At 73.7% G+C, this 20,572-nt stretch carries 25 protein-coding genes and 1 pseudogene; 8 read left to right on the top strand and 18 right to left on the bottom strand.

All coding sequences use genetic code 11. From position 1 onward, the window contains the following. Positions 1-25: 25 nt before the first annotated feature. Positions 26-841: an SDR family NAD(P)-dependent oxidoreductase gene (locus C1N71_RS02305; RefSeq protein WP_137754935.1), complete on the bottom strand. Its 816-nt coding sequence runs from the start codon at positions 839-841 to the stop codon at positions 26-28. A 151-nt stretch (positions 842-992) separates the two neighbouring features. Between C1N71_RS02305 and C1N71_RS02310 the strand changes: the two genes are divergently transcribed. After that, positions 993-1,901 (top strand): AraC family transcriptional regulator, encoded by a 909-nt coding sequence (locus C1N71_RS02310; protein ID WP_137754936.1) that lies wholly within the window; start codon positions 993-995, stop codon positions 1,899-1,901. A gap of 51 nt (positions 1,902-1,952) precedes the next feature. Here the strand turns inward: C1N71_RS02310 and C1N71_RS02315 are convergent, their stop codons facing one another. Together C1N71_RS02315 and C1N71_RS02320 are read right to left on the bottom strand one after the other, a co-directional pair. Further along, complete coding sequence (locus C1N71_RS02315; RefSeq protein ID WP_137754937.1) at positions 1,953-2,993, bottom strand: NAD(P)-dependent alcohol dehydrogenase; 1,041 nt, start codon at positions 2,991-2,993, stop codon at positions 1,953-1,955. A gap of 214 nt (positions 2,994-3,207) precedes the next feature. Continuing rightward, on the bottom strand, positions 3,208-3,624 hold the full coding sequence (locus C1N71_RS02320; protein WP_137754938.1) for a VOC family protein: 417 nt from the start codon (positions 3,622-3,624) through the stop codon (positions 3,208-3,210). Between the two features lie 102 nt (positions 3,625-3,726). Between C1N71_RS02320 and C1N71_RS02325 the strand changes: the two genes are divergently transcribed. Then, complete coding sequence (locus C1N71_RS02325) at positions 3,727-4,671, top strand: helix-turn-helix transcriptional regulator (protein WP_137754939.1); 945 nt, start codon at positions 3,727-3,729, stop codon at positions 4,669-4,671. 4 nt (positions 4,672-4,675) lie between these two features. Here C1N71_RS02325 and C1N71_RS02330 read toward each other — a convergent pair whose 3' ends face one another. Next, positions 4,676-5,254, bottom strand: a complete 579-nt coding sequence (locus C1N71_RS02330) for a VanZ family protein (protein WP_137754940.1) — start codon at positions 5,252-5,254, stop codon at positions 4,676-4,678. Between the two features lie 63 nt (positions 5,255-5,317). Between C1N71_RS02330 and C1N71_RS02335 the strand changes: the two genes are divergently transcribed. Beyond that, positions 5,318-6,415 carry a hypothetical protein gene (locus C1N71_RS02335; RefSeq protein ID WP_137754941.1) on the top strand — a complete coding sequence of 366 codons (1,098 nt, stop codon included), beginning with the start codon at positions 5,318-5,320 and terminating at the stop codon, positions 6,413-6,415. Between the two features lie 109 nt (positions 6,416-6,524). Beyond that, complete coding sequence (locus tag C1N71_RS02340; RefSeq protein WP_137754942.1) at positions 6,525-7,589, top strand: oxidoreductase; 1,065 nt, start codon at positions 6,525-6,527, stop codon at positions 7,587-7,589. Between the two features lie 181 nt (positions 7,590-7,770). Here the strand turns inward: C1N71_RS02340 and C1N71_RS15470 are convergent. The 5 genes and pseudogenes from C1N71_RS15470 to ald all read right to left on the bottom strand — a co-directional run. Further along, a pseudogene (locus C1N71_RS15470) lies at positions 7,771-7,914 on the bottom strand (hypothetical protein); the annotation flags it as partial. Positions 7,915-8,009: 95 nt separating this feature from the next. Further along, positions 8,010-8,354, bottom strand: a complete 345-nt coding sequence (locus tag C1N71_RS02350) for an inorganic diphosphatase (protein ID WP_137754944.1) — start codon at positions 8,352-8,354, stop codon at positions 8,010-8,012. A 46-nt stretch (positions 8,355-8,400) separates the two neighbouring features. Next, positions 8,401-8,799: a type II toxin-antitoxin system VapC family toxin gene (locus tag C1N71_RS02355; RefSeq protein WP_137754945.1), complete on the bottom strand. Its 399-nt coding sequence runs from the start codon at positions 8,797-8,799 to the stop codon at positions 8,401-8,403. Further along, entirely contained in the window at positions 8,796-9,110 is a 315-nt protein-coding gene (locus tag C1N71_RS02360; RefSeq protein WP_137754946.1) for a putative quinol monooxygenase, read from the bottom strand. The genes C1N71_RS02355 and C1N71_RS02360 overlap by 4 nt, the downstream gene beginning before the upstream one ends. Positions 9,111-9,149: 39 nt before the next feature. Then, positions 9,150-10,256, bottom strand: a complete 1,107-nt coding sequence (gene ald / locus C1N71_RS02365; RefSeq protein WP_137754947.1) for an alanine dehydrogenase — start codon at positions 10,254-10,256, stop codon at positions 9,150-9,152. A gap of 162 nt (positions 10,257-10,418) precedes the next feature. Between ald and C1N71_RS02370 the strand changes: the two genes are divergently transcribed. Continuing rightward, the gene (locus C1N71_RS02370) at positions 10,419-10,898 is read left to right on the top strand and encodes an Lrp/AsnC family transcriptional regulator (RefSeq protein ID WP_137754948.1); all 480 of its coding nucleotides are present in this window, start codon (positions 10,419-10,421) and stop codon (positions 10,896-10,898) included. 775 nt (positions 10,899-11,673) lie between these two features. On the opposite strand, the gene C1N71_RS02375 is transcribed toward C1N71_RS02370, so the two are convergent. Further along, positions 11,674-12,096, bottom strand: a complete 423-nt coding sequence (locus C1N71_RS02375; protein WP_137754949.1) for an OsmC family peroxiredoxin — start codon at positions 12,094-12,096, stop codon at positions 11,674-11,676. 85 nt (positions 12,097-12,181) lie between these two features. On the opposite strand from C1N71_RS02375, the gene C1N71_RS02380 reads away from it, so the two are divergent. Next, positions 12,182-13,948, top strand: a complete 1,767-nt coding sequence (locus C1N71_RS02380; protein ID WP_137754950.1) for a cation:proton antiporter — start codon at positions 12,182-12,184, stop codon at positions 13,946-13,948. An 18-nt stretch (positions 13,949-13,966) separates the two neighbouring features. Here C1N71_RS02380 and C1N71_RS02385 read toward each other — a convergent pair whose 3' ends face one another. From C1N71_RS02385 to C1N71_RS02395, 3 genes are all read right to left on the bottom strand, one after another. Then, positions 13,967-14,458, bottom strand: a complete 492-nt coding sequence (locus C1N71_RS02385; RefSeq protein ID WP_137754951.1) for a MarR family winged helix-turn-helix transcriptional regulator — start codon at positions 14,456-14,458, stop codon at positions 13,967-13,969. A 107-nt stretch (positions 14,459-14,565) separates the two neighbouring features. Then, on the bottom strand, positions 14,566-15,129 hold the full coding sequence (locus C1N71_RS02390) for a hypothetical protein (protein ID WP_137754952.1): 564 nt from the start codon (positions 15,127-15,129) through the stop codon (positions 14,566-14,568). A 100-nt stretch (positions 15,130-15,229) separates the two neighbouring features. Next, a complete protein-coding gene (locus C1N71_RS02395) occupies positions 15,230-15,556 on the bottom strand; it encodes a DUF7882 family protein (RefSeq protein WP_137754953.1) in 327 nt (108 codons plus the stop codon). Between the two features lie 324 nt (positions 15,557-15,880). On the opposite strand from C1N71_RS02395, the gene C1N71_RS02400 reads away from it, so the two are divergent. Together C1N71_RS02400 and C1N71_RS02405 are read left to right on the top strand one after the other, a co-directional pair. Next, positions 15,881-16,423 carry a MarR family winged helix-turn-helix transcriptional regulator gene (locus tag C1N71_RS02400; protein WP_137754954.1) on the top strand — a complete coding sequence of 181 codons (543 nt, stop codon included), beginning with the start codon at positions 15,881-15,883 and terminating at the stop codon, positions 16,421-16,423. Positions 16,424-16,509: 86 nt separating this feature from the next. Further along, complete coding sequence (locus tag C1N71_RS02405) at positions 16,510-16,947, top strand: hypothetical protein (protein ID WP_137754955.1); 438 nt, start codon at positions 16,510-16,512, stop codon at positions 16,945-16,947. Between the two features lie 3 nt (positions 16,948-16,950). Here C1N71_RS02405 and C1N71_RS02410 read toward each other — a convergent pair whose 3' ends face one another. From C1N71_RS02410 to C1N71_RS02430, 5 genes are read right to left on the bottom strand one after another with little or no spacing between them, the layout of a single operon-like run. Then, on the bottom strand, positions 16,951-18,300 hold the full coding sequence (locus tag C1N71_RS02410) for an FAD-binding oxidoreductase (protein ID WP_137754956.1): 1,350 nt from the start codon (positions 18,298-18,300) through the stop codon (positions 16,951-16,953). Continuing rightward, positions 18,300-18,845 (bottom strand): histidine phosphatase family protein, encoded by a 546-nt coding sequence (locus tag C1N71_RS02415; protein WP_137754957.1) that lies wholly within the window; start codon positions 18,843-18,845, stop codon positions 18,300-18,302. The genes C1N71_RS02410 and C1N71_RS02415 overlap by 1 nt, the downstream gene beginning before the upstream one ends. A 56-nt stretch (positions 18,846-18,901) precedes the next feature. Continuing rightward, positions 18,902-19,357 (bottom strand): Lrp/AsnC family transcriptional regulator, encoded by a 456-nt coding sequence (locus tag C1N71_RS02420; RefSeq protein ID WP_217496029.1) that lies wholly within the window; start codon positions 19,355-19,357, stop codon positions 18,902-18,904. Next, on the bottom strand, positions 19,350-19,829 hold the full coding sequence (locus C1N71_RS02425; protein WP_254678063.1) for an Lrp/AsnC family transcriptional regulator: 480 nt from the start codon (positions 19,827-19,829) through the stop codon (positions 19,350-19,352). The genes C1N71_RS02420 and C1N71_RS02425 overlap by 8 nt, the downstream gene beginning before the upstream one ends. Then, on the bottom strand, positions 19,826-20,572 hold the full coding sequence (locus C1N71_RS02430; RefSeq protein WP_137754959.1) for a 3-keto-5-aminohexanoate cleavage protein: 747 nt from the start codon (positions 20,570-20,572) through the stop codon (positions 19,826-19,828). Before C1N71_RS02430 ends, C1N71_RS02425 begins: the two co-directional genes overlap by 4 nt.

The raw sequence follows: 20,572 nt of genomic DNA on the forward strand, positions 1-20,572 counted from the left end.
GATCCGGTCGGGGCGTCGCGTCGGCTCACACGCGCGCCGCGACGATGCCTCCGTCGACGTCGATCGTCGCGCCGTGCACGTACGACGCCTCGTCGCTCGCGAGGAACCGGACCGCATGCGCGATCTCGACGGGTCGCCCTGGTCGGCCCGCGGGTGAGCCGGCGGTCATCGCGTCGAGCACCGTCAGCGCGTCGGCGTTGCCCGGCGTGAGCGTCGCGCCCGGCGCGACCGCGTTGACGCGCACGCCCGACGGGCCGAGCTCGGCCGCCCATGCCTTCGTGAGGTGATCGAGCGCCGCCTTCGTCGCGGGGTAGAGCCCGACGCCGGGCGTGCCGACCGACCGCATCCACGACGTGACGTTGACGATGGCACCGGAGCCGCGTGCCACCATGTCGGGTGCGAGCGCGCCCACGAGGTCGTGCGGCACGCGCACGTTCGTCGCGAGCAGCGCCTGCACGGCGTCGTCGTGCAGCTCGTAGGTCGGACCGACGGGGAAGATGCCGGCGTTGTTGACGAGCACGTCGACGCGCCCGTCGAGCGCCTCGGTCGCTCGCCTGGCGAAGTCGCGCGTCGCTTCGGGGCTCGCGGCGAGGTCGGCGACGACGACGTCGGCGCGCCCACCGGCCTCGGCGATCGCGTGGGCGACGTCGTCCGCCCGACCGGCGTCACGCCCGTGGACGACGACGTGCGCGCCGGACGCGGCGAGCACGTGCGCGATGGCCTCGCCGAGGCCGCTGGACGAGCCGGTGACGATGGCGGTGCGCCCCGCGAGTCGCTCGTCGCGTGGCAGCGACGAGAGGGCTTCGCGGGCGTGGGCGAGGTCGGCATGCGTGGTGGTCATGCATCCAGCGTGCGCGAGCACGCCGCCGCGAGGTTGCCCCCGCCGCGCAGGTGCTTGTCGGATCCGCGCATGCGGGCACGAGCGCTCCTCGAGATGCGAGCGAGGCGAGCCTGACGAGGAGCATCCTGAGCGCATCCGCTTGGATGGGGCGATGGACCCGGCAGTCTCCGCGAGCCTCGAGCGCATGGCCGAGCGCCACCGTCGGCATGTCGAGGCACCGCACCGCGCCGAACGGATCGGGCTGCTGCTCGCGCGCACGACCGAGCCGACGCCGATGCTCTTCGTGCGCTACCCGCCGTGCCTGTCGATCGTGCTCGCCGGCCGGAAGCGATCGGCGACGGACGGGGAGGGAGCGACCGAGGAGTGGGGAGGGGAGCGGTTCCTCATCACGCCCGTCGACCTGCCCATGATCGCCGGCGTCGTCGAGCTCGGCGCCGAGGGCGACTTCCTGTCGATGAACTGGCGTCTCGATCCGAGCGTCGTGATCGAGGTCGCCGCCTCGATGTCCCGCCGCACGACGATCGACGCCGACGACGCACCGCGGCTCGGCACCATGACGCCGGCGCTCGCGGACGCCCTCGATCGGCTCGTCGCGCTGCTCGACGCTCCCGAGGATGCGCCGGTGCTCGCACCGCTCGTGACGCGCGAGATCGTGCTGCGACTCCTCCAGACCGATCAGGCGCCGCGGCTGCTCGCCGCCGCCGAGCAGACGCACGCCGACCTCGTCGCCGACGCCATCACGCGCCTCGGCGCCGACCTCGCGCATCCCTGGAGCCTCGACGCCATCGCCGCGGCCGCGGGCACGAGCGCCGCGACGCTCGCACGCCGCTTCCGCGCCATCACCGGCCTCTCGCCCATGCGCTACCTCAAGCGGCTCCGGCTCGGCGAGGCGCGTCGCCGCATGCTCGTGCACGGCGAGACCGCGGCCCAGGCGGGCAACGCCGTCGGCTATGTCAGCGCATCCCACTTCTCGCGCGACTACCGCGCGGCGTACGGCGTGCCGCCGGCCGCCGACGCCCGCGCCTGGGCGCAGGCGAACGAGGAGCCCGCCGCCGTCTGACACGACGGAGCCCGGGCCCGCACGCGCAGGTCCGGGGCTCCGGTCGTTGACTCAGATCGTCGCGGCGTCGATGACGAAGCGGTAGCGCACGTCCGACGACAGCACGCGCTCGTACGCCTCGTTCACCTGCGCCGCGTCGATGAGCTCGACCTCGGGCGCGATGCCGCGCTCGGCGCAGAAGTCGAGCATCTCCTGCGTCTCGCGGATGCCGCCGATGCCCGAGCCGGCGAACGAGCGACGCGCGCCGAAGAGCGTGAAGACCGTGATGGGCAGCGGCTCCGCCGGGGCTCCAACGTTGACCATGGTGCCGTTGCGCCGCAGCAGCCGAAGATAGGCGTCGAGGTCCAGCGGCGCGCTCACCGTGTTGACGATGAGGTCGAAGGTGTCCTTGAGGTCCTCGAACGTCTGCGGATCCTTCGTGGCGCGGTGGGCCGTCGCGCCGAAGCGCAGGCTGTCCTCCTGCTTGCTCGTCGTCTGCGAGAGCACCGTCACCTCGGCGCCCATCGCCACGGCGATCTTCACCGCCATGTGGCCGAGGCCGCCCATGCCGACGACCGCGACGCGCTTGCCCGGTCCGGCCTCCCAGTGGTGCAGCGGCGAGTAGGTCGTGATGCCCGCGCACAGCAGCGGCGCCGCCGCCTCGTACGGGATCGCCTCGGGCACGCGCAGCACGAAGTCCTCGTCCACGACGACGTGCGTCGAGTAGCCGCCCTGCGTGATGGTGCCGTCGCGGTCGACGCCGGCATAGGTCTGCACGTTGCCCTCGAGGCAGTAGTTCTCCTCGCCGGCGAGGCAGTTCTCGCACTCGCGGCACGAGTTCACCATGCAGCCGACCCCGACGCGGTCGCCCACGGCGTGCCGGGTGACGTCGGCGCCGACCTCGGCGACCACGCCGACGATCTCGTGCCCCACGACCTGCGGGTAGGCGATGTCGCCCCACTCGCCGCGCACGGTGTGGATGTCGGAGTGGCAGATGCCGGCGTAGGCGATCTCGATGAGCACGTCCTTCGGACCGACGTCGCGGCGCTCGATGGTGGTCTTCACGAGCGGATCGGTGGCGGAGGTGGCGGCGTAGGCGTCGACGGTGCGCATGGCGATCTCCCTGCGGTTCTCGGATCGGATGGGTCGGCTCGACTGCGGGGCTGCTGCGCTCGCGGCGGTCGACGACATCCATCCCACCACCCTCCAGACGGCGTCTCGAGGGCTTGCCTGGCAGGAGTAGCCTGCGCCCTGCGCGCCGGCGGGGGTCGACGCCTGCCGTGGTGCGACGACCAGCTGCGTTGCACCACGGCACGCGCCCGCCACCTCAGTCCCGCGCGACCTCGATGTCGAGCACCCACGTGACGCCGAACGCGTCCTGCAGCATGCCGTACGCGGGCGACCACGCGGCCGGGCCGAACGGCACGACGATGGTCGAGCCGTCGGCGAGCCGCTCCCACGCCGTGGTGAGCTCGGCGAGGTCGGTGCTGCGCACGGACACGAACATCGGGATGGTGCCCGGGTCGTAGGGGCGCGCTGCCGGCACGTCGAACGCCATGACGCGGAAGCCGGACGGCGCCGTCACGACGCCGAAGGCCACGAGGTCGGCCTCGACCCCCTCGGTGCCGTACGCCTGGGCATGCGTGGCGATCGCGACCTCGCCGCCGAACGCGGCGGCGTAGCGCTCGAGGGCGGCGCGGGCACTGCCGCGGAAGTTCAGGTGGGGCGTGACGACGATGGACATGGGTGCTCCTGACCGTTCTCGAGAGCCTCGTGCTCTCGCTGCACAGCACGGTCCTCGACGAAGCGGTCAGATCCTGTCCGCCACTCGACGTACCGTGGTCGCATGTCGTCACCCACCGATCGGCTGCTCGGCCTCCTGTCGCTCCTGCAGGCGAGGCGCGAGTGGCCGGCGGCCGTCCTCTCGGCGCGACTCGGCGTGAGCGCTCGCACCGTCCGGCGCGACGTCGACCGGCTCCGAGCGATGGGCTATCGCGTCACGGCGGCGAAGGGGCCGTCGGGCGGCTACCGGCTCGAGGCGGGCAGCGAGCTGCCGCCGATGCGCTTCGACGACGCGCAGGCGGTGGCCATCGCGGTCGCGCTGCGCACGGCATCCGTGTCCGGTGCCGCGATCGCCGAGGATGCGCTCCGCGCGCTCGCGACGGTGCGCCAGGTGCTGCCTGCGCCGCTGCGGCATCGCGTGGACGCGCTCGAGGTGGCGGCGCTCGATGCGCCCGGGGCCGCGCCCGTGGATCCGGAGGTGCTGCTCGCCGTCGCCGCCGCGGACCGAGCCGGCGAGCGGCTGCGGCTCGTCTACGACGATCGCGACGGCCCCTCGTGGATCGTGGAGCCGTACGGGCTCGTGGTCGCCGGTGGCCGCTGGTACCTCGTCGCGTTCGACCCAGCACGCGAGCGCTGGCGACTGCTGCGCGTCGACCGCATCGCGCCGCTCCCGCCGACCGGCGTCCGCTTCACGCGGCGCGAGGTGCCGGGCGGCGACGCGCGCGCCTTCGCCCTCGCGCGCTTCCGCGGGGCGACCGACGGCACCGACTGGCCCTGCACGGGCTCCGTCGTGCTGCCGCTGCCGGCTGCTCGCATCCGGCCCTTCGCCGGGGAGGGTCGGGTCGAGAAGCTCCCCAGCGGCACGCGGCTCACCCTCGGCGCATGGTCGTGGATGGCGCTCGCGGCGGCCTTCGCGCGCTTCGACGTCGACCTCGCCGAGGTCGAGCCCGTCGAGCTGCGTCGAGCGTTCGACGCGCTCGCCACGCGTGCCGCCCACGCAGCGCGCTGACGCGTCAGGCGCGGACGGGGATCTCGCTCGTCGTCGGACCCTGCGTCCGCCGATGCCACCTGGCGAAGGCGAGACCGACGGCCGCGAGGACGGCGCCGATCGCCGAGCCGGCGGAGTTCGCGATCCAGTCGCTCGTGTCGCACGAGCGACCCAGCGGCGTCGCGACCGCCTGCAGCAGCTCGATGCCCGCCGACAGTGCCGACCCCGAGAGCGCCGCGCGCACGGGACGCGCGGTGGCGACGGCGAGCAGCAGCACGAGCGGCACGAAGAGGAGCACGTTCGCGAGCGGCTCCGCGGCCGTGAGGCGCGGGCTCCAGTCGACGGCGCACCCGACGGTCATGGTGCGCGACGTCGGGGAGAGGGTCAGCACGAGCACCGGAACGAGCGCCGCGACGGCGAGCACGCCGGCGGCTCTTCGCCTGGAGGCGAGCCACCAGGCGGCGAGGGGGCCGACGATCGCGAAGCCCGCGAGCACCGTCATCCCGGCCGTGGCGAGCGGCGGCAGGCTCGTGAGGCTCACGTCGGGCCCGTCGCGGTGATCGGCATCCCCCGAGGGTAGGGATGCCGGCCATGCGGCGACCATGCGCCACCCATGTGGCGCGCGGCGCCGCGGGGGTAGCGTCGGCCGGGACGGGAGGAGCGCGCCGTGGCGAGGATGCCCGACTTCGAGCCGCCCGAGCCCGAGCCCGCGCCGGACCTCGAGCGTCCCGGCGGCGGGTCGGAGTCGGCCTCGCACGCCGCCGCAGCCGGCGACCTCGGCGCGCCACGGGGCACCGCGCCGGAAGAGGGCGGCAGCGCGGGCGCAGCCAGGCGCGACGGGCCGATCGCCCGTCTCGTCCTCGCGGTTCGTCGTGGATGGCGACGCGCGCGCGTGCCCGCCATCGCATTCGTCGCCGGCGCGGCCGTCGCCGCCACCGCGGCGATCGCGACCGACGTCGTGCGCGATCGCGACGATCGCGACGACGTCGTCGCGGCGCTCGACGCATACGTCGCCGCGGTCGAGTCCCGCGTCGATCGCGATGCGGCGACGGTGCTGGCGACCAGCCTCGACCAGGCGGTCGCGTCGAGCGAGCTCCTGACGCTCGACCCGCCCGCCGTCGAGGCGCCGACGGTGCGCTGCGACGAGCCGCGGATAGGCGGCGATCTCGCGAGGGTCGACTGCCGCGTGCGCGTCGAGCGCCGCACGGAGTCGGCCGAGGTCCTGCTCGAGCGCCGCGGCGACGACTGGACGATCGTGCAGGGGCTCGAGGTGCCCGTGCGCATCCAGTCGGGCGCGCTGCTCGTCGACGCCATCGCGGGCGTGCCCGTCGACGATGCGGTCGCGCGGGGCGAGCGCGCCGTGTGGCTGCTGCCCGGCCGCTACGACGTCGCCGTGCGCACGCCCGCGCAGCTCGCGATCGAGCGGCTCGACGGCCTGGTCGTGTCGACGACGGGCGGCACCGTGCGGTGGTCGGGCGACGCGGCGGCGACGGTCGAGGCCGACGTGCGCGCCGCCGCGCTCGCCTTCGTCGAGGGCTGCGTGGTCGCACCCGTCGAGGGATGCCCTGCGTTGCAGCCGCGTGATCCGGCGGAGCGGTTCGAGGCGTTCGCGGTCGTCGGCAGGCTCGCGCTCGACGATCGATACGCGATGACCTACGAGGTGAGCCTGCGCCGCCCGGTCGAGGAGCCGCGCGAGTACCTGGTCGTCACCGTCCGCGTCGACTTCGGCGAGGAGCTCGACCGATACGAGATCGCGATCGCGTGATGCGTGCGGGTCGACGGGTCGCGCACGGCCGGCGACCCGAGTCGGGCACCGCCGGGAATGCCGACGGGCCTCATGCGCTGCACTGGGGTGGACCCGAACGAGGAGCACGATGCCGTCCATCACCGACCCCCTGACCGTCCGCGGCCTGACGCTGCGCAACCGCATCTGGATCGCGCCGATGTGCATGTACTCGGTCGACGCCTTCGACGGCGTGCCGACCGACTGGCATCGCGTGCACTACGGCGCGCTCGCGGCGGGCGGCACGGGCCTGCTCGTGACCGAGGCGTCGGCGGTTCTGCCCGAGGGGCGCATCTCGCGCCAGGACACGGGCATCTGGGACGACGCGCAGCGCGACGCGTGGCGGCCCATCGTCGACTTCGCGCACGAGCGCGGCGCGGCGATCGGCATCCAGCTCGCGCACGCGGGCGCGAAGGCATCGACGCGTCCGGCCTTCGGCCCCGACGCGGGGTCGGGATCGCTGCCCATCGCCGACGGCGGCTGGCAGACGGTGTCGGCGGTCGCCGGCTCCGTCATGGGGCTCGCGGATGCGCGCGCGCTCAGCGTCGACGAGGCGCGCGACGTCGTCGACGCCTTCATCGCCGCGGCGATCCGCGCGGCGGATGCCGGCTTCGACCTCGTCGAGGTGCACGGCGCGCACGGCTACCTGCTGCACCAGTTCCTCTCGCCGCTGTGGAACACGCGCGACGACGAGCTCGGCGGCGACCTCGCCGGTCGCGCGACGCTGCTGCTCGAGGTGGTGCGCGGCATCCGCGCCGCACTGCCGAGCATGCCGATCCTCGTGCGCCTGTCGGCGACGGACTGGACGGAGGGCGGCCTCGACGAGGACGACGCCGCCACGGTGTCGACGTGGGTGCAGGAGGCGGGCGCCGACCTCGTCGACGCGTCGTCGGGCGGTCTCGTGCGCGCTGCGATCCCCGTGGGCCCCGGCTATCAGGCGCACCTCGCGCAGCGCATCGCGGCCGTGGACGTGCCGGCGTCGGCTGTCGGCCTCATCGAGACGGGCGCGCAGGCGCAGGCGATCGTCGACTCGGGCGTCGATGCCGTGCGCGTCGCCAGGGCCGCGCTGCGCGACCCGCTCCTGCCGATCCGGTGGGCCCGCGAGCTCGGCGTCGAGGTCGACTGGGTGCCGCCGCAGTACGCGCGCGCCTACTGACGCGGCGGACATGCGCACGTGAGCGGGGAGCCGGGCGTCTGGGGAGCGTCCCGGCTCGCTCACGCGCACAGCTCACCGGCGGCGATGCGCTCCCGAGCGGACGAGGGCGAGGATCGGTCTCGACCGTCGCCCAGTCGTCCACGATCTGCTGGTCGGTGAGCCGCACGACGAGGGAGCCGAGCGTGACCAGCCGCCCGTCGCGAGCGCGATCGGCGGCCTGCGCCTCCCAGCCGGCGTGATGCTCCCCGCCGTCGCACTCGATCACGAGCCGGTCGCCGACGAGCAGATCGACGCGAGCATCGCCGATCCGGACCTGCGTTCGCACGTCGACGTTGCGCGCTCAGGCGCAGGGGCACCATGCTCTCGAGCCCTGACTCGGCGGCGTCGACCGCGTCGGTGACGTCGCACCGTGCGCGACCCTCAGGGCTCGCGGAGGAGCACGATCGCGCCGACGTCGACCCGGTCGACGACGAGCGCGCGGATCGCGTCGACGTCGGCAGGCGAGCAGTCGAGCAGCACCTTCACCTCGGCGTCGCGCTTGCCGAGGTCGACCGAGACGGTGACCCCGACGACGCCTGCGCCCTCGGCCGAGCCGCGGAAGACGTCGATGCCATCGCCGTCGCCCGCGCGCGTGCCCTCGAGATAGCCGTAGTCGACGGGGTAGACGACGTCCTCGTGGTGCGGATGCGTCGATCCGCGGGGGCGATCGATGACGATGCTCGACGACTCGACGAGGGCGTCGAGCGTCGCGAAGAGGTCAGCCATGGGCCCATGCTGGCACGCCTCGCGGACGCCTGCGGGGGCTGGACGGTCAGTGCAGGAGGTGCTCGAACGGCACGACGGGGACGATGCCCTCGGCCGCCGCGGCGAGCGCGGGATCGTCGGTGACGAGCGCGTCCGCCTGCAGCCGCGCGACCGCGAGATGCTCGGCGTCGCCGATCTCGTCGCGGTCCTGATCGCGTGCGATCGACCACGCGGTCGCACGCGAGACGCGATCGCCGAGCAGGCGGATCCTGATGGCGGTGACGCGGTCGAGCACCGCCTTCGCCTCCGCCTCCGAGCGCTCGCCGGCGCGGACCTGGCGGTAGACGATCGCCATGGCGTCGCTGCGCAGCGAGCCGCGCCCGACGAGTGCGTGGCCGGGCGCGAGCGGCACGTCCGACTCGGCGAGGCGCAGCAGCGCCGCACCGTCGAGCGCGAAGCGGGTCACGGTGCGAGCCCGTCCGCGAGCGGCGAGCCGACGACGTCGAAGCGGAAGCCGCCCATCTCGCCCGACAGCAGCGGCATCGCCTCCTCGATCGCGGCGCGCACCGACGGCAGCCCGAGCGAGGCCGCATGCGCCTCCTGCGACATCCAGAGCTCGGCGACGAAGACCGTGTCGGGGTGATCGTGGGCGACGCCGACGTCGTAGCGCAGGCAGCCGATGCTCGCGAGCTCGTCGCTCGGTCGCGTGAGGAGGGCGACGAGCTCGTCGCGCCTGCCGGGGAGGGTGCCGAGGGTGCCGACGTTCGCGAAGACCATGCGCGTCAGGCTAGCGACCACCACCCACGGCGACGGCGCTCAGGCGAGCGCAGGCACCGCCTCGACGCCGAGCGCGGCAGCGACGCCCGGGTTCGTGATCGCGCCGGCGTGCACGTTGACGCCACGCGCGAGCGCGGCGTCGGCGCGCGCCGCCTGCTCCCAGCCGAGGTCGGCGATGCGCAGCACGTACGGCAGCGTCGCGTTCGTGAGGGCGCGCGTCGACGTCTCGGGCACGGCCCCGGGGATGTTCGCGACGCACGAGTAGAGCGCGTCGTGCACGGCGTAGACGGGGTCCGCGTGCGTCGTCGGGCGCGATCCCTCGAAGCATCCGCCCTGGTCGATCGCGATGTCGACGAGCACCGAGCCGGGGCGCATGGCCGCGACCATGTCGTCGGTCACGAGCTTCGGCGCCGCGGCTCCGGGCACGAGCACCGAGCCGATCACGAGGTCGGCGTCGGCGACCTGGTCGGCGATCTCGAGGCGCGACGAGTGGCGCGTCTGGATCGTCGTGCCGAAGGATGCCTCGAGCTGCCGCAGGCGGGGGATCGACAGGTCGATGACCGTGACGTCCGCGCCGAGGCCGACGGCGTTGCGGGCCGCATGCTCGCCGGCGACGCCGCCGCCGATGACCACGACCTTCGCGCGCCGGGTGCCGGGCACGCCGCCGAGCAGGATGCCGCGGCCGCCCGCGGGCCCCATGAGGTGATGCGCGCCCATGACGATCGACAGGCGTCCCGCCACCTCGCTCATCGGGGCGAGCAGCGGCAGGGAGCGGTCGTCGAGCTGCACCGTCTCGTAGGCGATCGCCGTCGAGCCCGCGCCGACGAGCGCGTGCGCGGTGTCGGCGGCGGCGGCGAGATGCAGGTAGGTGAAGACGACCTGACCATCGCGCATCCGGTGGAACTCCGGCTCGATGGGCTCCTTGACCTTCAGCAGGAGGTCGCCCTTCGCCCACGCCTCGTCGGCGTCGGCGGCGATGCGCGCGCCCGCGGCGACGTACGCCTCGTCCGAGATGCGCGAGCCGACGCCCGCGCCGTGCTCGATCCACACCTCGTGGCCGCGGCCGACGAGCGCGTCGACGCCGGCGGGCGTGATCGCGACGCGCTGCTCGCTCGGCTTGATCTCTGCGGGGACGGCGATGCGCATGTCGGCTCCTGATCGGTGGGCGCGGCGGTGTGCCACTCGAATGCACCCATGATGGGAGGAAGTGGCAGGATGCGGGCGTGGGGCCGAAGCATTGCCCGTCGATCTGCCGCATCCGATCGAATGCTTCGGGCCGAGGATGCGAAGTGCTCAGGAGGGTCGCGGATGCTGCAGGACCACGGGGACCTCGACGAGGTCGACGCCGAGCTCGTGCGACTCCTGGTCGAGGATGCGCGCACGTCGAATCGACAGCTCGCTCGTGCCGTCGGGCTCGCCGAGTCGACGGTGCACGCGCGCGTCCGGCGACTCGAGGAGCGCGGGGTCGTGGCCGGCTACGAGGCGGTCGTGCGCCAGGAGCGCGTGGGGCACGGCCTGCAGGCGCTCGTCCACGTGACGCTGCGGCCCGGCGCGAGGCAGACGAGCATCACGGCGTTCTCGGAGCGCGTGCGCGGGCTGCCGCAGGTGAGCCAGCTCTTCTTCCTCGGCGGCGTCGACGACTTCATCGTCCACGTCGCCGTCGCCGACTCGTCGGGGCTGCGCCGGTTCGTGGTCGAGCACCTCTCGGGCGACCAGACGGTCGCGTCGACGCGCACGAGCATCGTCTTCGACTACCGCCGCAACGTGTCGACGGCGTCCTTCGACTGAGGCGCGGCCCCAGGGTTCGTGACGGTCACCGGTGGGCTCGCTTCGAGGCTCGCTGCGCTCGCACCTCACCGAGCGGTGCTGGTGGTCGTGGCGGTGGGCTCGCTTCGGGGCTCGCTGCGCTCGCGCCTCATCGAGCGGTGCTGGTGGTCGTGGCGGTGGGCTCGCTTCGGGGCTCGCTGCGTTCGCGCCTCGCCGAGCGGTGCTGGTGGTCGTGGCGGTGGGCTCGCTTCGGGGCTCGCTGCGCTCGCACCTCACCGAGCGGTGCTGGTGGTCGTGGCGGTGGGCTCGCTTCGAGGCTCGCTGCGCTCGCACCTCATCGAGCGGTGCGGGTGGTCGTGGCGGTGGGCTCGCTTCGAGGCTCGCTGCGCTCGCACCTCACCGAGCGGTGCTGGTGGTCGTGGCGGTGGGCTCGCTTCGAGGCTCGCTGCGCTCGCAGCTCGCCGAGCGGTGCTGGTGGTCGTGGCGGTGGGCTCGCTTCGAGGCTCGCTGCGCTCGCACCTCACCGAGCGGTGCTGGTGGTCGTGGCGGTGGGCTCGCTTCGAGGCTCGCTGCGCTCGCACCTCACCGAGCGGTGCTGGTGGTCGTGGCCGTGGGCTCGCTTCGAGGCTCGCTGCGCTCGCACCTCACCGAGCGGTGCTGGTGGTCGTGGCCGGGGGCTCGCTTCGCCGCTCGCTGCGCTCGCACCTCACCGAGCGGTGCTGGACGTCGAAGCGCGCCCGGCATGCGAGGACGCCCCGCGACCGAGCGGTCGCGGGGCGTCGCGCGCGGTACGGGGTCAGCCCTCGAGCGTCGCGCTCGCGAGCGTGATCTCGATGCCGGCGAGCGCCTGCGAGACGGGGCAGCCCGCCTTCGCCTCGCCGGCGATGCGCTCGAACTCGGCCTGGTCGAGCCCCGGCACCGTCGCCGTGACGGTGAGGGTCGAGCCCGTGATGCCCTGACCGGGCACGAAGCCGACCTCGGCGCTGGTCGAGATGCTCGTCGGCGTGTGCCCGGCCTCGCCGAGCGCGTGCGCGAGGGCCATCGAGAAGCACGACGCGTGCGCGCCCGCGATGAGGCCCTCGGGCGTCGTCTGGCCCGTGCCCTCGGCGCGCGCCTTCCACGTCACCTGCGTCTCGAGGCCGGACTTCAGCGTCGTGGTGCCGGAACCGTCGGCGAGGCCGCCGTTCCAGACGGTGCTCGCGCTGCTCGTGACTGCCATGGGTGGCTCCCTTCGTCGGTGGCACCCAGGCTACGACCGGCTGGGGTCTTCGCGCCGGGGCTAGCCTCGGACGCGGGAGGCTGGCATGGAGGAGCACCTCGTCGAGCAGGTGACGATCGTCGCCGTCGTCGGCATCGTCATCGTGGGCGCCGTCTCGGCGATCGCCGGGCGCATCGGCGTCGCGGCGCCGCTGCTGCTCACGGTCGTCGGCATCGCCCTCGGCTTCCTGCCCGGCGCATCCGAGGTCGTCGTCGATCCCGAGATCATCCTCACGGTCGTGCTGCCGCCCCTGCTGTATGCGGCGGCGCTGCAGGTGCCGTTCGTCGACTTCCGCCGCAACATCCGCGTCATCGCGTTGCTCGCCGTCGTGCTCGTCGTCGTGTCGGCCGTGGTCGTCGGCGGGCTCGTCGCGTGGATCTGGCCCGCGGTCGGGCTCGCGCTCGCGATCGCGCTCGGCGCGGTCGTGGCGCCTCCGGACGCCGTCGCCGCCACGTCGCTGGGCAAGCGCCTCGGCCTGCCGCCGCGCATCGTGACGATCCTCGAGGGCGAGGGGCTCGTCAACGACGCGACCGCGCTCGTGCTGCTGTCGACGGCGGTGGGCATCGCGGTCGACGCCGGCGACGGCACCGCCGCCGTCGAGCTCGGCGACGTCGCGGGCACGTTCGCATGGGCGGTCGTCGGCGCCGTGCTGCTCGGGCTGCTCGTCGGTGCGCTCGCGGTCGCCGTGCGCGCGCGCATCCACGACCTCGTGCTCGACACCGCGCTGTCGATCGTCGTGCCGTTCATCGCCTTCCTCGCCGCCGAGGCCGTCGCTGCGTCGGGCGTCGTCGCCGTCGTCGTCGCCGGGATCGTCGTCGGCAACGCCGGGCCGGGGCGCATCGGCGCGCGCGAGCGGCAGAGCGAGCGCACGAGCTGGCAGACGTTCACGCTCGTCATCGAGCACGCCGTGTTCCTCTACATGGGGCTGCGGCTGCGCCCGGTCGTCGACGCCGTCGAGTCCGCCGAGCAGTCGCTGTGGGAGGTCGTGGGCGTCGGTCTGCTCGTCACGCTCGTGCTCATCCTCCTGCGCTTCGCGACGATGCCGCTGCTGCTGTGGTCGATCCGCTTCCGCACCCGAAGGCTCGAGCGTCAGCAGGAGCTCGGCACGCGCCGGATGCGGCTCGCCGACGAGCGCTTCGCCGACGTCGACGACGAGCGCGTCGTCGGCAGGCTCGAGCAGTTCCGCAGGAGGCTGGAGTCGCAGGCGCACGACGTGACCGCCGAGCGCGACCAGGCGCTCGGCTGGCGCGACGGCGCCGTGCTCGGCTGGGCGGGCATGCGCGGCGTCGTCACGGTCGCGGCGGTGCAGACGCTGCCGCACGACCATCCCTTCTACGCGGCGCTCGTGCTCGTCGCCTTCGTCGTCGCCATCGTCACGTTGCTCGTGCAGGGCCTCACGCTGCCCGCGCTCGTGCGCGCGCTGCGGCCGCGCACGGACTCGAGCGTCGAGGAGCGCACCGAGCTCATCGACCTCACGCGGCGCTGCGCCGAGGCGGGAAGCGCCGCGATGGCGGAGGCGATGGACGGCCTCGCGTCGCCCATCGACGAGTCGATGCGCGACGAGCTGCTGCAGATGCCGGCGCGCCGCGTCGAGCGCGCGTCGGCGATGCTCGGCGTCGGCGACGACGCCGACGAGGAGCGGCGACGCGCGTTCGTGCGCGTCCGTCGCGCGCAGCTCGCCGCCGAGCGCGCGGTGCTCAAGGCCGAGCGGCGGCGCGGGGCGTTCTCGTCCGAGACGATCGCGGCCATGCAGCGGCAGCTCGACGTGCTCGAGGTGCAGCTCGACGCCCTGGCCGGGCAGGACGACGACTGACGCGTCGACGCGCTCCGCTCAGTCGCGGCAGTCGGCGTCGACGAGGTCGCGCACATGCGCGAGGAACGCCGCGAACCGCACGGCCTCGGCGGGATCGAGCTCGGCGGCGGCTGCCTTGATCGCCGGCGCCAGCTGGTCGGCCGTGTCGGGAGCGTTGCGGGAGGACGGCTCGAGCAGCTTGCTCCGACGGTCGTCCGCGTGCTGCCGCGTCGAGATGAGGCCGCCCTCCTGCAGGCGGCGCACGATCGCCGACACCGACGGCGTCGTGAGCCCGAGGTGGGTCGCGAGCTCCGTGGGCGTCGCGGGCTTGCCGGCATCCGATCGCTCGGCGATGAAGCGCATCGCCTCGCGCTCGCTGTGGCCGGGGCCGCAGGACGCCTGGCGTCGACGCGAGAGGCGCGACTCGGCGAGCCGCAGCTCCTCGACGGCCCACGTGAGCTGCGTCACGGGGTCGTCGCCCGGCACGTCGACGGGAGCCTCGGCGGCGTCGCGCGTCGTCGATGTGGTCATGCTCGCCTCCTCCGGCCCGTCCCGCACGATCGGGGTTCGCTAGAGACTCTAATCACATCGCGCGTCGGCGGGGCGCATGCGCGCGCGGAGGACATGCCGCATCCCCGTCAGGCTGCCATGAGCGGCGCGAACGGGCTCGCCGCCGAGGGGTCGCCCTCGGGGGACGCCGAGCGCGCGAGTCGGAAGTGCTCCGCGATGGCGTCGAGCGACGAGTCGGGCACGTCGTGCATGTCGTAGCCCGCGTCGAGGTCGACGTGGCTGAGCTCGAGCCACGCGAGGTGGTCGAGGGCGTGGGCGGATGCGCGACGGGCCTCGTCGGTCGCCGAGCGCATCGCGCCCGCGTGCTCCTGCAGCGCGCCCAGCGCACCGCCGAGCGCCGAGGTGAGCGCGGCGACGAGATCGGCCGGGGCGAGCTCGAGCAGTCGATCGGCGGGCGGGGCGGCGACGTCGTCGCCGTCGATCTCGCGCGTGCGGCGCTCGGCGCGCCTCGCCATGCGCGCGACGACGTGGCGTCGCGTGCCGAGCGCCGAGCGCGCCGGCACCGCGAGCTCGCCGTCGCTGAGCCGCAGCACCGCCGTGAGGAGGCGGAGCGTCGCGGCGCGCAGGTGCGGCAGCAGCTCGGGCACGCCGTCGGCGACGAGGTCGCCCGGGGTCTCGGAGGCGATGGTCATTCGGTGGCCTCGACGTCCTCGATCGATCCGTGACGGAGCGTCGACGGCGAGACGACCTGCGCCTCCCACTCGTCCCATGCGTCGGTCATCGTCCTGCTCCTCAGGCTGCGGTGGCGAGCGCGTCGACGGACCGCAGCGCGGGCGCCTCGCACCGCACCGCGAGGCCGGCCGGACGATTCGTGTCCTGCACCATCGCCTCGAGGCGAGCGCGGTCGAGCTCGGCGGCGGCGGGTGCGTCGTAGCCGTACACGAGCGTGCTCGACTCGTGGATCCAGATCGCATGGCGCGTCGTCTCCGAGAGGCACGTGAGGAGGAAGGGCTCGCGGCGCCGAAGCTTCGCCGTGACCACGGCCGCGAGGTGCGCGAGGTCCGCGTCGTCCATCTGGAACGTCGCGTCGTCGCCGTTGCCGTACTTGAGCGTGCCCATCGAGATCTCCTCGCATCCCGCCGACCGGATCGTCCAGTCGATCTGATTGCTAGTTCGTCAAGCAAACTATCTCACTCCGAACCGGAGAGCAAGTCGAGGAGGCCTGGATGCGCGGGTCGCTCGCGACGTCGTACCCTGCGCGCACGAGCCAGGATCGCAGCGCAGCCCTTGCAATTCCTGGGTGGTCGAGGGCATGACGCAGCCCGGCCCCCTCCGGCCGAGGCGCGCGGGCGCATCCTGCCTCGCGCTGCCGACGCCCGGCGCGTCGCGGCGGGGATGACGGATGAGACCGAATCATCCGGACGAGGGCTAGCATGGCTCGGCATGGGACACGAGGAGCGTTCGGAGGCATCCGGGTACTGGTACCCGGAGCGCGATGGCGCGTCCACGGTCGACGTGCTCAACCTGCTGCGCCGCTACCGAGCCGCCGAGACGCGGATGCGCGCGCGCACGCGGGCCTCGATGGAGATGGGCGAGACCGACCTCCTGGCGCTCCGCACGATGCTCGCGGCGCAGCGGCGCGGCGAGCTCGTCCGTCAGCGCGACCTCGCGAGCGTGCTCGGCATCACGTCGGCGTCCGTGACCGTGCTCGTCGACCGGCTCGAGCAGTCCGGCCACGTCGAGCGCCGCCCGCATCCGACCGACCGTCGATCGACGGTCGTCGTCGCCACCACGGCGACCGACCACGAGGTGCGCGAGACCCTCGGCGCGATGCACCAGCGCATGATCGCCGTCGTCGACGACCTCACGGCCGTCGAGCTCGAGGTGGTCGCACGCTTCCTGTCGGGCATGGCGGCAGCCGTCGAGGAGGCGAGCGACCTCGACGCCGAGCTGCGCGACGTCATGCGCGACGACGCCGGCGACTGACCGGCTGCACCGGATCATCCGCGAGGACGACGCGTCGCGACCGAGCGGACGACGCGCGCCCGGCCCGCAGCCGCTGTGCTGGAGGCATGCGCACGAAGCCCGCCCTCGCCCTGTCCGCCGCTGCCGCAGCCGTCGTGCTGCTGGCCGGATGCTCCTCCCTCATGGATCCGCTGCACGGCGTCCACACCGAGGCGTTCGTCGATCGCGCCGCCGCGGAGGACGGATGGGTCGGGGTTCCGATGCCGTCGTGGATCCCCGAGGACTCCACCGAGATCCGCACGACCGCGACCACGAACGAGCAGAACGCCGTCATCGCCGTCACGAGCGACGAGCAGCCCATCGGCTGCGAGCCGGCGCCGCGGGTCTCCCTGCCCTTCGACGGCCGCTACGGCGGCATCGACGACGGCGAAGGCCTGCCCGAGGAGGTGCTGCGCTGCGGCGCCTACGAGGTCGCACCCACGGCGGACGGATGGATCGGCTGGTTCACCGCCACCGAGGAGGGCCAGACGCCCGAGGACGTCTGAGCGTCAGACCTCGAAGACCTTGCCGGGGTTCAGGATGCCGGCGGGGTCGAAGACGGCCTTGATCTCGCGCTGCAGCCGCAGCTGCGTGTCGCCCAGCTCGAGCCCGAGCCACCGGCGCTTCAGCACCCCGACGCCGTGCTCGCCCGTGAGCGTGCCGCCCATCGCGATCGCGCCGCGGAAGATCTCGTCGGCCGCCGCCCAGATCTCCTCGGTCGGCTCCTCCTCGTCGAAGACGAACGTCGGGTGGAGGTTGCCGTCGCCCGCGTGCGCGCTCGTCGCGACCGTCACGCCGTAGCGCTTCGCGACGTCGGCGCACAGCGCGAACATGTCGGGCATGCGCGTGCGCGGCACCGAGACGTCCTCGACGAGGACGGTGCCGAACGAGTCGAGCGCGAAGTGCACCTGCCTGCGCACCTCGACGAGCATGGCCGACCGCTCGACGTCGTCCGTGAGCTCGGCGTCGCCGCCGTGCGCCTCGACGATGGCGAGCGCGTCGCGCGCGATCGCCTCCGCGCCGACGTCGTCGACCTGCACGAGCACGAACGCACCGCGCATGGCGCGACCCGTGTAGGCGGCGAGCATCCGCACCGACTCGGTGCCGACGAGCTCCATGATCGCGGGGCGGATGCGGGCGGCGGTGATCGCGGCGCACGCGGCGGCCGCGGCGACCTCGTCGTCGAAGAACGCTCCGATCGTCCAGATCCCGCCCGGCACCACCGGGCGCAGCCGCAGCGTCGCCTCGACGATGATGCCGAGCGTGCCCTCGCTGCCGATCATGAGCGCGGCGAGGTCGAGACCCGTCACGCCCTTCACGGTGCGGTGGCCGACGTCGATGCGCTCGCCGGAGGCGAGGACGACGCCGAGCGCGAGGACGGCCTCGCGCGTGACGCCGTACTTCGCGCACAGCAGCCCGCCGGCGTTCGTCGCGATGTTGCCGCCGACGGTCGAGATCGCGCGACTGGCGGGATCGGGCGCCCACCACATCCCGTGCTCGGCGAGCGCGGCGTTGAGGTCGGCGTTGAGGATGCCGGGCTCGACGACCGCGAGCTGGTCGGCGGCGGAGACCTCGAGGATGCGGCGCATGCCCGAGACGTCGATCGAGAGCTCGCCCTCGCCGGTGTTGGCGCCTCCCGCGAGGCCCGTGCCTGCGCCGCGCGGGACGACGGGCACGCCGTGGGCGCTCGCCCAGCGCAGCGCTGCCTGCACGTGCTCGACCTCGGTGGCGCGGACGACCGCGAGCGGTCGGCCGGTGGCGCGATGCCCCGAGCGGTCGGCGCGCGCGGCCTCCAGCGCCTCGTCGCTCACGTCGACGACGATCCCGGGCGACGCTGCCCGGAGGGAGGCGAGGTCCATCAGACGAGCACCATGCCCTCGCTGGGCACCCATGCGCCGGGGCCGCCCTCGAATCGGATCGACTCCGCGTTGCGCGGCGTGCGCGTCTCGAGCCCCGTCACGGCGTCGGCGAACGCGCGGATGAACGTGCCGTGGGTCACGATGACGAGGTGCTCGACGGGGTGGCGGGCGGCGACGTCGTCGACGGCGGCGACCGCGCGCTCCTTGAGCGCGTCGAACGACTCCTCGCCCGGCCAATCGGTGCCGAAGCGCTCGGTGGCCTCGGCCTTCGTCAGCCCCTCCACCTCGCCGTAGGCGCGCTCGACGAGACGCGGGTCGCGCTCGACGACCTCGAGCCCCAGGCGCTCGGCGATGATGTCGGCCGTGACGGCCGCGCGCGAGAGCGTCGACGAGACGATGGCATCCCACGGCTCGTCGGCGAGCAGGTGCGCCGCCTCGAGCGCCTGCCCGCGACCGGTTTCGTTGAGCGGGATGTCGCTCGTGCCCTGCATCCGCAGGTCGATGTTCCAGTCGGTCTGGCCGTGTCTCACGAGGGCGATCTGCACCGTCCGAGCCTACTCGCGACGCGTCGCGCGCTCGTCGATGCGGGACGCGGGGGCGGCTAGCGGAACCCGTCCCAGAGGTACGAGTCCTTCACGACGTCGATGAGCGTCGCCGAGCGGATGCTGTCGATGCCGGGGATGCGGCGGATGCGCTCGGTGAGGAACTCCGCGAGCTCGGCGGCCGAGGCGCAGCGCACCTCCGCGACGATGTCCGACGAACCGACGCACGCCGAGACGTAGCGCACCTCCTCCAGGGGCACGAGCGCCTTCGCGACCTCGTCGACGGTCGTCCTGCGCACGCGCAGCGTGAGGTGCGCGTGCACCTCGCCGACCGCCTGCGCGTTCGAGACCCCGACGACGCGCACGATGCCGAGCGACACGAGCCGCTGGTAGCGATGGCGCACCGCCGCCTCCGAGAGGCCGACGTAGCGGCCGATCTGCGCGAACGAGCGCCGACCGTCGATGCGCAGCTGGTCGATGATCTTGCGGTCGATGACGTCGACGGCGTCAAGCACGGTCCACCGCCGGCTGCTGTCCGTGCGAGCCCCGCAGCCCATCCCACGAGAGGTCCTTGTAGAGGCGCGTGTGGATGTTCTGCTCGATGCGGCCGACGCCCGGGGTGCGGCGGATGTCGTCGAGCAGCGAGACGGCCTCCGTGAGGTCCCGGCACGTCGCCTCGACGAGCACGTCGTGCATCCCCGAGCACAGGGTGACGTGCCCGACGAGCGCGTGCTTCGCGAGCTCGAGCGCCACGGTGCGCGGGGTCAGGTCGCTCACGTCGATGAAGAGGCTCAGCCGCACATGCCCCAACGAGAGGGGATCGCAGAGTGCGACGACCTGCAGCACGCCCGACTCGGTGAGGCGGCCGATGCGCGCGCGCACCGTGGCCTCGGAGACGCCGAGCTCCGCGGCGATGTCCGTGCCTGGGCGTCGACCGTCCCTGGCCAGCATCGCGAGGATGCGCCGATCGGTCTCGTCGATGCTCACGGCTCCATGATGGACCCGACGCCGACGAGCGAGTCGATCGCTGCGCGGATCATCGCGGCGTTGCTCGCGGCCGGGGAGCCGTCGGGCATCGTCGTGTCGTCCTCGAAGCCGATGCGGATCTGCACGCCGTCCTCGATCGCCGCGCGCACGACGGGCCAGGAGGTCTGGTCGTAGCCGTGGTAGAGCAGCGGCACGTCGGGCACCGCCTCGCGGATCATCGCCGCCATCGCGCGTGCGTGGGCGACCGCGACGTCCGGCTCCTCGTCCTCCGGCTCGATGAGGATGCGCACGTTGTCGTGCAGGGTGTCCGCGGCGAGCAGCGCCGGCACGTCCGCGAGGGACCAGACGGCGCTCTCGAGCACCATCCCGCGGTCGCGGACGAGCCGCGCGGCCTCGGCGGCGCCCTCCTCGCAGAACGCGACGGACGCGAAGGACGGCAGCGCGTCCTCGGGCCACGCCTCGACCAGGCGCATGCGCTCGAGGTGGCCCGAGCACGTCCACAGCCCCGTCGTGGTGCCGAGCACGAGCGCCGGGTCGAGCGCGCGCACCGCCTCGACGAGCGCTCGCACGTCGTCCGGGGCGATGGTCTGGCCGCCGTCGGGCGTCCGCGCGTGGGCGTGCACGACGTCGGCGCCGGCCGCGATCGCCTCGACGCTCTCGCGAGCGATCGCCTCCGGCGTCACGGGCACGGGCGCGTGCTCGGCGGTGGTGCGCCCGCCGTTGACCGCGGCCTTGATGAGCAT

The sequence above is a fragment of the Agrococcus sp. SGAir0287 genome (assembly GCF_005484985.1).
Lineage (GTDB): Bacteria > Actinomycetota > Actinomycetes > Actinomycetales > Microbacteriaceae > Agrococcus.

What these genes read in the sequence shown, in the direction of transcription:
- C1N71_RS02370 (WP_137754948.1), top strand. Translation starts at nt 10,419, where the DNA reads ATGCTGCAGGACCACGGGGACCTCGACGAGGTCGACGCCGAGCTCGTG.
- C1N71_RS02350 (WP_137754944.1), bottom strand. Translation starts at nt 8,354, where the DNA reads ATGGCTGACCTCTTCGCGACGCTCGACGCCCTCGTCGAGTCGTCGAGC.
- C1N71_RS02395 (WP_137754953.1), bottom strand. Translation starts at nt 15,556, where the DNA reads ATGGGCACGCTCAAGTACGGCAACGGCGACGACGCGACGTTCCAGATG.
- C1N71_RS02330 (WP_137754940.1), bottom strand. Translation starts at nt 5,254, where the DNA reads ATGGTCGCCGCATGGCCGGCATCCCTACCCTCGGGGGATGCCGATCAC.
- C1N71_RS02340 (WP_137754942.1), top strand. Translation starts at nt 6,525, where the DNA reads ATGCCGTCCATCACCGACCCCCTGACCGTCCGCGGCCTGACGCTGCGC.
- C1N71_RS02430 (WP_137754959.1), bottom strand. Translation starts at nt 20,572, where the DNA reads ATGCTCATCAAGGCCGCGGTCAACGGCGGGCGCACCACCGCCGAGCAC.
- C1N71_RS02410 (WP_137754956.1), bottom strand. Translation starts at nt 18,300, where the DNA reads ATGGACCTCGCCTCCCTCCGGGCAGCGTCGCCCGGGATCGTCGTCGAC.
- C1N71_RS02380 (WP_137754950.1), top strand. Translation starts at nt 12,182, where the DNA reads ATGGAGGAGCACCTCGTCGAGCAGGTGACGATCGTCGCCGTCGTCGGC.
- C1N71_RS02305 (WP_137754935.1), bottom strand. Translation starts at nt 841, where the DNA reads ATGACCACCACGCATGCCGACCTCGCCCACGCCCGCGAAGCCCTCTCG.
- C1N71_RS02310 (WP_137754936.1), top strand. Translation starts at nt 993, where the DNA reads ATGGACCCGGCAGTCTCCGCGAGCCTCGAGCGCATGGCCGAGCGCCAC.
- C1N71_RS02320 (WP_137754938.1), bottom strand. Translation starts at nt 3,624, where the DNA reads ATGTCCATCGTCGTCACGCCCCACCTGAACTTCCGCGGCAGTGCCCGC.
- C1N71_RS02375 (WP_137754949.1), bottom strand. Translation starts at nt 12,096, where the DNA reads ATGGCAGTCACGAGCAGCGCGAGCACCGTCTGGAACGGCGGCCTCGCC.
- ald (WP_137754947.1), bottom strand. Translation starts at nt 10,256, where the DNA reads ATGCGCATCGCCGTCCCCGCAGAGATCAAGCCGAGCGAGCAGCGCGTC.
- C1N71_RS02325 (WP_137754939.1), top strand. Translation starts at nt 3,727, where the DNA reads ATGTCGTCACCCACCGATCGGCTGCTCGGCCTCCTGTCGCTCCTGCAG.
- C1N71_RS02385 (WP_137754951.1), bottom strand. Translation starts at nt 14,458, where the DNA reads ATGACCACATCGACGACGCGCGACGCCGCCGAGGCTCCCGTCGACGTG.
- C1N71_RS02405 (WP_137754955.1), top strand. Translation starts at nt 16,510, where the DNA reads ATGCGCACGAAGCCCGCCCTCGCCCTGTCCGCCGCTGCCGCAGCCGTC.
- C1N71_RS02360 (WP_137754946.1), bottom strand. Translation starts at nt 9,110, where the DNA reads ATGGTCTTCGCGAACGTCGGCACCCTCGGCACCCTCCCCGGCAGGCGC.
- C1N71_RS02400 (WP_137754954.1), top strand. Translation starts at nt 15,881, where the DNA reads ATGGGACACGAGGAGCGTTCGGAGGCATCCGGGTACTGGTACCCGGAG.
- C1N71_RS02390 (WP_137754952.1), bottom strand. Translation starts at nt 15,129, where the DNA reads ATGACCATCGCCTCCGAGACCCCGGGCGACCTCGTCGCCGACGGCGTG.
- C1N71_RS02315 (WP_137754937.1), bottom strand. Translation starts at nt 2,993, where the DNA reads ATGCGCACCGTCGACGCCTACGCCGCCACCTCCGCCACCGATCCGCTC.